9 protein-coding genes are annotated in these 8639 nt (G+C 69.2%); 3 read left to right on the top strand and 6 right to left on the bottom strand.

What is annotated here, in order from left to right:
• A partial coding sequence (locus tag DBR34_RS20530) for a PepSY-associated TM helix domain-containing protein (protein WP_258224209.1) occupies window positions 1-1389 on the top strand: 1389 nt, incomplete at its 5' end.
• On the top strand, window positions 1386-1721 hold the full coding sequence (locus DBR34_RS20525; RefSeq protein ID WP_128098147.1) for a DUF3325 domain-containing protein: 336 nt from the start codon (window positions 1386-1388) through the stop codon (window positions 1719-1721). The genes DBR34_RS20530 and DBR34_RS20525, both read left to right, overlap by 4 nt.
• Before the next feature lie 203 nt (window positions 1722-1924).
• Here DBR34_RS20525 and DBR34_RS20520 read toward each other — a convergent pair whose 3' ends face one another.
• From DBR34_RS20520 to DBR34_RS20510, 3 genes are all read right to left on the bottom strand, one after another.
• A complete protein-coding gene (locus DBR34_RS20520) occupies window positions 1925-2461 on the bottom strand; it encodes a GNAT family N-acetyltransferase (protein WP_128098146.1) in 537 nt (178 codons plus the stop codon).
• 14 nt (window positions 2462-2475) lie between these two features.
• Window positions 2476-4620, bottom strand: a complete 2145-nt coding sequence (gene rlmKL / locus DBR34_RS20515) for a bifunctional 23S rRNA (guanine(2069)-N(7))-methyltransferase RlmK/23S rRNA (guanine(2445)-N(2))-methyltransferase RlmL (protein WP_128098145.1) — start codon at window positions 4618-4620, stop codon at window positions 2476-2478.
• 259 nt (window positions 4621-4879) lie between these two features.
• On the bottom strand, window positions 4880-5407 hold the full coding sequence (locus tag DBR34_RS20510; RefSeq protein WP_128098144.1) for a hypothetical protein: 528 nt from the start codon (window positions 5405-5407) through the stop codon (window positions 4880-4882).
• A gap of 57 nt (window positions 5408-5464) precedes the next feature.
• Here DBR34_RS20510 and DBR34_RS20505 point away from each other — a divergent pair, with 57 nt between their 5' ends.
• Window positions 5465-6034 (top strand): N-acetylmuramoyl-L-alanine amidase, encoded by a 570-nt coding sequence (locus tag DBR34_RS20505; RefSeq protein WP_128098143.1) that lies wholly within the window; start codon window positions 5465-5467, stop codon window positions 6032-6034.
• Between the two features lie 69 nt (window positions 6035-6103).
• Here the strand turns inward: DBR34_RS20505 and DBR34_RS20500 are convergent, their stop codons facing one another.
• The 3 genes from DBR34_RS20500 to DBR34_RS20490 all read right to left on the bottom strand — a co-directional run.
• Complete coding sequence (locus tag DBR34_RS20500; protein WP_128098142.1) at window positions 6104-7006, bottom strand: sulfurtransferase; 903 nt, start codon at window positions 7004-7006, stop codon at window positions 6104-6106.
• The gene (locus DBR34_RS20495) at window positions 7003-7815 is read right to left on the bottom strand and encodes a CoA pyrophosphatase (protein WP_258224208.1); all 813 of its coding nucleotides are present in this window, start codon (window positions 7813-7815) and stop codon (window positions 7003-7005) included. The genes DBR34_RS20500 and DBR34_RS20495 overlap by 4 nt, the downstream gene beginning before the upstream one ends.
• A 151-nt stretch (window positions 7816-7966) precedes the next feature.
• Window positions 7967-8639 (bottom strand): FKBP-type peptidyl-prolyl cis-trans isomerase (locus DBR34_RS20490; RefSeq protein ID WP_146186902.1); only part of this gene is annotated, 673 nt, incomplete at its 5' end.

The following is an 8639-nucleotide window of genomic DNA, read 5'->3' as shown; positions in this document are numbered from 1 at the left end:
ATGCGGATGTTCTGGCGCAATCCCGAATCGATGGTCAAACCGCCTGCGGAAGGCGAGAAGCGCCGGCGGCGTGGCGGTGGCCGTTTCGGTGATGCCACCGTGGACCCCGGCACCGGCGAGGAAGTGGCCGCGCGCGAAACCCGCGGCGGTGACTTCTTCTACCGCCTGCACTTCGACCTGCACTACATCCCCGTGTACTGGGCGCGCTACCTGGTGGGGTTCTGCGCGATGTTCATGCTGGTGGCGATCATCACCGGGGTGATCACCCACAAGAAGATCTTCAAGGACTTCTTCACCTTCCGCAAGGACAAGGGCCTGCGGTCGTGGCTGGACTTCCACAACGTCAGCGCGGTGATGGCCCTGCCCTACCACGCGATGATCACCTACACCGGCATCGTCACCCTGATGTTCATGTACCTGCCGTGGGGCGTGAACGTGGCTTACCCCAAGGACGAGGATGCGTTCTTCAGCGAGGCCTTCGCACGCCTGGCCGACATCGAGACGCCCTCGGAAGGCACGGCCACCGCGCTGCCGATCCAGCAGTTGCTGGATGCCGCGCGTGCCGAGTGGAAGGGCGCCCAGGTGAGTGGCTTCACCCTGTACCACCCGGGTGCGGCCAATGCGGTGATCGACGTGTACCAGCGCGACGGCAAGCGGCTGTCAGTGGATACGCCGTCGTTGCGCTATGACGCGGTGAGCGGCGCGCTGATCGAGGCCAGCCCGCTGTCCGGTGGCGCCACCCAGACCCGCGGGGTGATGTACGGCCTGCACCTGGCCCGCTTTGCCGACTGGGGGCTGCGCGCCCTGTTCTTCCTGTCCGGGCTGATCGGCTGCCTGATGGTGGCCAGCGGCGTGGTGCTGTGGGCGGTCAAGGAGCGCCCCAAGCATGCCAAGAGCGGAAAGATCGGGTTCGGCCTGCGCCTGGTGGACGCACTCAACATCGGCGCGGTCGCCGGCCTGCCGATCGCCTTCGCCGCCTACTTCTGGGGCAACCGGCTGCTGCCGGTGCAGATGGCCGAACGTTCCGATGCCGAAGTGAACGTGTTCTTCTACGCCTGGGGTGCGGCCCTGCTGGCGGCCTTCCTCTGGCCCAAGCGGCTGATGTGGGCGTGGCAGCTGTACGTGGGCGCGGCGATGTTCCTGTTGATCCCGGTGATCAATGCCCTCACCACCCACGCGCACCTGGGCGTGACCCTGCGCAACGGCGACTGGGTGCTGGCCGGGTTCGACCTGGTGATGCTGGCCTTCGGTGCGGTGCTGGCGTACTGCGCGCTGCGCATGCAGCGCTGGCAGCCGGCGCTGAGCGCGGCGGAGAAGAAGAAGCGGCAGGTTGCCGCGGCGGCGGCCGCCAAGGCGCAGGAAAGCGCGCACGCGGAGGCCAACGCATGATGCTGCTGGCCCTCACCGTGAGTTTCTCGGCCTTTACCGCGCTGTCGCTGGCCATGGACAAGCACCAGCTGGACCTGCACGGCAAGGCCGCGGCCAGCCCGGCCCGCATGCGGCTGTGGCGTTGGCTGGGCTGGGCGCTGCTGACGCTGTCGTTCGCGCTGTGCGTGTGGGACCACGGCTGGGCCGCCGGTCCAGTGCTGTGGCTGGGTGCGATGACGGTCAGCGGCATGCTGATCGCCTTCGGCCTGTACCCGTTCCGGCCGCGCTGGATCGCCCCGTTGGCGTGGACATTGCCGGTGATCGGGCTGGCGGTGGCGTTGCTCGCACGCTGACACGTAGTGCCGGGCGCTGCCCGGCAATCGATATTCCGCGGGCGGTAGCCGACCAACGGTCGGCTCTACGGGGTCCCCCCGACAGCCGGGTAGCGCCGGGCTCTGCCCGGCAATCGATATTCCTCGGACGGTAGCCGACCAACGGTCGGCTCTACGCGGTCCCCCGGCGGCCGGGTTGTGCCCGGCGCGACGGGGTTACCCGGTCACGGAACCAGCGAAAACACGTGCGCCGGGGCGGCCACGTCGTCGATGACCAGCCGGTTGCGGGCTACGCACTCGTGCAGCGCACCGGACTTCACCGCCACCCGCTCGCTGGCCAGGTTGCCCACCGCCACCACGATCTCCACCCGGTGCAGTTGCAGTGGACCGAATGCATGGGCCGCCAGCGCCTGCACGACGCGGGTGGCAACGCCCTGGCCCTGCCCCGCCTGCCGCACCCAGTACCCCAGGTTGCAGAAGCGGTGATCGTGCCGGATCGCGTTCAACCCGGCGCCGCCCAGAAACGCACCGGTGCCCGGATCGAACACGCCGTATTCGTACGCCGTGCCCGCCGCCCAGCCCTCGCGGCAGGCCTGGAACCACTGCAACGCCTGTCCGTCGTTGTAGTCCACCGAGGACCACGGCATCCAGCGCCGCATGCCCTCAGCCGACTCGCGCACCGCCGCGGCGAACGCGGCGGCATCGGTGTCCTCGAAGGGACGCAGCAGCAGTCCGTGGGCGTGGAGGTGGCGATCGTCCATGCGGCCGTTTCCCGTCAGGCGCCGTAGCGGCGCAGCTCCCATGCGCGGTGGATGCGCGGATTGCGTTCGAAGTCATCGCCGATGGTGTCGGCGGAGATCTCCCTGCACTCGGCAAACTCCTTGATCGCTTCCTCGTCCAGCTTGAAACGGCGGAAGTTGTTGGAGAAGTACAGCACGCCCTCCGGGCTCAACCGCGCCACGGCCGCGCGCAGCAGGCGCACGTGCTCGCGCTGCACGTCGAAGTCTTCGGCGCGCGCGGAGTTGGAGAAGGTCGGCGGATCGCAGAAGATCACATCGAAGCGGTGCCGCTCGGCCTCCAGCCAGGCCAGGGCATCGGCCTGGATCAGCTGGTGCTGGCTGCCGCCCTTGCCGTTCAAGGCGAGGTTGTCGGCACACCACTGCAGGTAGGTGCCGGACAGGTCCACGCTGGTGGTCGATGCCGCACCCGCCACCGCCGCCTGCACGCTGGCCACGCCGGTGTAGCAGAACAGGTTGAGGAAGCGCTTGCCGATCGCCTCCTGGGCCATGTGCCAGCGCAGCGGGCGGTGGTCCAGGAACAGGCCGGTGTCGAGGTAGTCGAACAGGTTCACGCGCAGCAGCGCGTCGTTCTCGCGTACCAGCACGAATTCGCCGCGCTGCTCGAAACGACCGTACTTGCTGCCGCCCTTGCCGCGTTCGCGCGACTTCAGCGCGACCTGCTCGGCCGGCACCTGGAACACCTCGCGGGCGGCCGACAGCAGCTCGTTGCGGCGGCGGCGTACGTCCACGTCGGGAATGGTGGCCGGTGCAGCGTATTCCTGCACGTGCAGGAAGGTGCGGCGTGCGCCGGCGTCTTCTTCGTACACGTCGATGGCCGCGGCGTACTCGGGCAGGTCGGCATCGTAGACGCGGTAGCAGGTGATCGCTTCGCGGGTGCGCCAGTTCTTGAACTTCTTGATGTTCTTGCGCAGGCGGTTGGCCACCATCTGCGCGCCTTCGCTGAGCTCGCGCGGCTGCCCGGCGTTCTCGCGTTGCGGCACCGCGATGGGGTCGCAGACGATCAGCGCGCACTCGATGGCGCCGTTGAACAGCTGGTACTTCTTGTTGGCGCGCAGACCGGTGGCGAAGGCCAGGTCGGCGCTGCCGCACAACAGGCTGGCGCGCCACTGCGGCACCGTGCGCTTGAGCGCATCGCCGAGCTGGCGGTACAGCACCGCGTCGGCGGCCAGGCGCTCGTCATAGGGTGGGTTGCAGACCACGCAGCCGGTTTCCTGCGGCGGCACCTGCACATCGGTGATGTCGCGCACGCCGAACCAGATCGCGTGGGCCACACCGGCCGTTTCGGCGTTCTGCTTGGCTGCGTGGATGGCGTGCGGATCCACGTCGCTGCCGTGGATGACCTGCTTGAGAGCGCTGCGGCCGGCGGTTTCGCGGGCGCGCGCTTCGTCCATCAGGCTGTTCCAGGCGTCGCGGTCGAAGCCCAGCCAGCGGCTCGGCGGAATGCTGCCGTGGCGCTGCAGGCCCGGGGCCACGTCGGCGGCCATCAAGGCGCCTTCGATCAGCAGCGTGCCGCTGCCGCACATCGGGTCGAGCAGGCCACCGCCTTCGCGGTGGATCTTCGGCCAGTTGGCGCGCAGCAGCACGGCGGCGGCCAGGTTTTCCTTCAGCGGCGCATCGTTCTGCGCCATGCGCCAGCCGCGGCGGTGCATCGGGCCACCGCCCAGGTCGATCGAGATCGTGGCCCGGCCCTTGCGCAGCGACAGGTTGATGCGCACATCGGGGAATTCGGTGTTGACCGACGGCCGCTCCAGGCCCTGCGAACGCAGGCTGTCGACCACGCCGTCCTTGACCCGCTGCGCGGCAAAGCGCGCGTGGGTGATTTCGGTCCCGGACACGTGCGCGTCCACCGACAGGGTCAGCTCGGGGCTGATGTGCTGCTCCCACGCCATCGCCGACACGCCCTGGTAGAGCGAGCCTTCATCGGGGCAGTCGAACTCGGTCAGCGGCCACAGCACCCGGCTGGCCAGGCGCGACCAGAGCACCACCCGCAGCGCCTGCGACAGTTCGCCCTCGGCGTTGACGCCGGAAATGGTGGCGGTGGCCTTGTCCAGGCCGAGCGCCAACAGTTCGTCGGCAAGCAGGTACTCCAGGCCCTTGGCGCAGGAAACAAAGAATTTCACAGGATCGGTATCGCAGGTCAGCGGAGAAGGGGTGCCCTCGGGCACGGCAAGCAGCCCGGCGCGGGCGCCAGGAGGGCCATTGTACGTGACCGGGGCAGGATCGCCCCGGCGGCGCGACCGGGGCACCGGATCCCGGGTAGGGCCGACGTCAGGTCGCTGCGCCGTCAGCGAACGGCGGGGACCGAACATCGATCGGTGCGCCGCTACGGCACGGCAGGTACCGAGCGTTGGTCGGTGCGCTGTCCCGGTTGGTACGCCGTCACAGCGACAGCAGCAATTCCTCGAACGCACGCGCCGACACCTCGACGTGGTTGTTCAGCCGGTGCCCGTCATCGACCAGCAGCAGCCGCGCCGAGCGAGCCTGGGCCCAGGCGATCACCTGCGCGGCCGGAATCAGCTCGTCATGCCAGGCATGTACCACGCTGGTGGGCACCGCAGCCGCGTCCAGGGCCGGCATCGGGCCCATGGTGGTGGGCGGCACCATCAGGAACAGGCCCCGGGTGGGGACCTGCAGCGAGGCGATCGCCGAGATGTAGGCACCCAGGCTGGAGCCGGCCAGCACCACCGGGCCGCGCGGGGCGGCCGCGGCGGCCAGGTCGAGCAGCCGCTGCAGGCGGGCGCGCACGTCGCCCACGCTGCTGACCGCGCGCATGGCGTCCAGGTCGGTGTAATCGGGGCGTTCATGGGTCCAGCCCAGGCGCTGGGCGACCTCGGCCAGCGCGGTCACCTTGGTGGCGTCCGGGCCGCTTTCAAAGCCGTGGGAAAGGATGCAGTGGCCGCGGCTCATGCACGCACCGCGCAGGAATCGATTTGAGCGTTCATGGCGGAATGCTAGCATCGCGCCATGCCCGGCCGCGCCCCGCCACCGATCGATCCGCAGCCCCTGCCCTACCAGGACAGCCTGCAGGCGCGCGCGCCGGCGCAGATCGACCTGGTGGTGATCCACTGCACCGAACTGCCCGACCTGGCGATGGCGCGCGCGTACGGCGAGCGTGTGCTGTACGACAGCGGCAGCGGAAACAGCGGGCACTTCTACATCGACCGTGACGGCCGCATCGTGCAGTACGTGGCGGTGGACCGGGTGGCGCACCATGTCAGCGGCTACAACCCGCGTTCGATCGGAATCGAGCTGGTCAACCGCGGGCGCTACCCGCACTGGCTGGATTCGCGCCACCAGGCCATGGACGAGCCCTACCCCGATGCCCAGATCGCCGCGCTGATCGACCTGCTGCAGCACCTGTGCCAGACCTTGCCGGGCCTGCAGTACATCGCCGGGCACGAGTGGCTGGACACGCGCGAGGAAGTGGCCAGCGACGATCCGGATCGGCGGGTGCCGCGCAAGCGCGATCCCGGCCCGTTGTTCCCATGGCCGCGGGTGTTGGCGGCGGTGGCCCTGCAGGAACTGCGGGGGTGAGTCGGGTTGCCGGGTGGCGGGGTTGCCGGGCAGAGCCCGGCATGACGGTGTGCCGGGCAGAGGCTGGCGTCAGCCGGTGGCGACCGGGCGCGAGGCGTCGCTGACCCAGCCGCTCCACGAATCGGCATAGACCTTTGCGCCGTGCAGGCCGGCCACTTCCATCGCCAGCAACAGGTGGCAGGCGGTGACGCCCGAGCCGCACATCAGCACTACCTGTTCGGGGGCATGGGTGCCGATCAACGGCTGCAATGCAGCGCGCAGATCGGCCGCCGGACGCAGGCGGCCGTCTGCCACGTTCAACGCGAACGGTCGGTTGACCGCGCCGGGGACGTGGCCCGCCACCGGATCGAGCGGTTCCACTTCGCCGCGGAAACGCTCGCCCGCGCGCGCGTCCAGCAGCCACCCCGGCGCATGCTTGAGCCGCGCGGCGACTTCGTCGACCGTGGCAATCTGGGCGCGATCGAAACGGCCCGGATAGGGCGGTAGAGGCTCCACCACCGGTTGGTCGGTGGTCAGCGTCAGGCCAGCGGCCTGCCAGGCCGCCACGCCGCCGTCGAGCACCGCCACCCGGGTGTGGCCCATCAGGCGCAGCAGCCACCACAGGCGCGCGGCCGCCATGCTGCCGTCCGCAGCGTCGTAGACCACCACCTGGGTATCGGGCGCGATGCCCCAGCGGCCCAGCGTGGCGGCGAACGTGTCACTGTCGGGCAGCGGATGGCGGCCCTGGCCGGTCTTGGTCAGGTCGGCCAGGTCACGGTTGAGGTCGGCGTGCAGCGCCCCGGGAAGATGCCCCTGCGCGTAAGCCTGCGCACCGGACTGCGGATCGGCCAGCGCGAACCGCGCGTCCATCACGCGCACCGCGGTACTGGCCGTGGCGCGCGCGTCCAGCACGCGGGTGCCGGCCTGGCCCAGGGTTGCGGCCAGATCGGCGGCATCCACCAGCGTGGTCCAGGTTGGGAGGGGGGTGGTCATTCGGTCTGCTCCAGGCGGCGACGCAGGTTGTAGAGAATGGCGGCGGTGGCGCCCCAGATGCGCTGGCCGGGCCAGCCGTACTCCAGCACGTGGCGGACACGGCCGCGGTGCTCGATGTCCACGTGGCGCAGGTTGTCCGGATCCATCAGGTAGGCCAGCGGCACTTCGAATACTTCGGCCACTTCATCCGGCTGCGGCACCGCCACGAAGGCCGGGTCGATCACCGCCACCACCGGCATCACCCGGTAGCCGGTGATGGTCACGAACGGGTCCAGATAGCCGAGCACCTGCACCTGGTCGGCGGGCAGCGCGATTTCTTCCTCGCTTTCGCGCAGTGCGGCAGCCACCGCATCGCGATCGTCCGGCTCGGTGCGGCCACCGGGGAAGCCCACCTGCCCGCCGTGCTGGCGCAGCGTTTCGGTGCGCCGGGTAAGAATTACCTGTGCGCCTTCGGGGCGTGGCACGATGCCGGCCAGCACCGCCGCTTCCACCGGCGGACCGGGCGGCAGCAGATCGATCAGTTCGCTGCGGTTCCAGCCATCGCCGGTGGGCGGCTGGTCCAGCGGGTGCAGAGCGCGCAACAGGCGCTCGTGTTCGGCCAGCGAGCCGCGCAGCGATTGCCGCAACTGCTCGCGCAGCGGCAGCGTGTGCTGCATGACATGGTTCTGTTGGTGTCGAGTCATCGTGGACCAGCGGGTGATTTCATCCACGCTGCGCAGGCAGCCCGTGCACAGCCCGGCGCGATCCAGCGCACAGATGCCGATGCAGGGTGTGGGTATTGCATGCGTGGGGTCTGCCAGGGAATGCACCGGGCAACAGTAGCGCGAATGCACGGGATCTGCGCGGTTTTCAGGCAGTGTCGGGCCGTCTCTGCGGTCCATCCAAGGACACGTGGCGCGGCACGGCGGACACAAAAAAACGCGCCGGTGATTCACCGGCGCGTTCGAGGTGCAACGCGTATTACTTGACGCTGACCAGCTTGATCTCGAACTGCACTGCCACGTTCGGCGGGAACGGGGTGCGCGGATCGGCACCGTAGGCCTGTTCCGGCGGCAGGGTGACTTCCCACTTCGAGCCGGCCGGCATCTGCACGAGCACTTCGCGCATGGCCTTCATTTCGACTTCGCTGACCTTGATCGACGGAATCTGCTGCGCCGGACGCGCTTCAGCCGGTCGGGTGCCGTACGGGTACGGACCGGCGACTTCCAGCTGCACGGTGCTGGCCTGGGTCGGCTTGGCGCCCTTGCCGGCTTCAACCACGCGGTACTGCACGCCGCTCGGCAGCGCCTGCACGCCGGCCTTGGCCTTGTTGGCGGCCAGGAACTGGGTGCTCTTGGTCTTGTTGTCGGCCGCGGCCTTGTCGTATTCGGCCTTGGCGGCCTGTGCACGACCCTGCTCACGCTTCTGGAAGGCTTCGACCGCCGGCTTCAACTGCTCGGCCGTGATCGACGGCTGCTTCTTGGCGTAGGCATCCTGCAGGCCCTTGACCACCGAGTTGATGTCCAGCTGCTCGCCGCGGGCGGTGAGTTCGGCGAGGTTGTTACCGTAGTCGTAACCGAAGTAATAGCTCAGCTTGCCCTTTTCGGACGAGGTGTCCTGGGCGAAGGCATTGCCCGTCAGGGCCAGGGCCGCG

Origin of the sequence: Stenotrophomonas sp. HMWF003 (genome assembly GCF_003061285.1) — a bacterium.
Classification (GTDB): Bacteria; Pseudomonadota; Gammaproteobacteria; order Xanthomonadales; family Xanthomonadaceae; genus Stenotrophomonas; species Stenotrophomonas maltophilia_AP.
The sequence above is the reverse complement of the archived record's forward strand: the minus strand, read 5'-3'. Positions and strand labels throughout refer to the sequence as shown.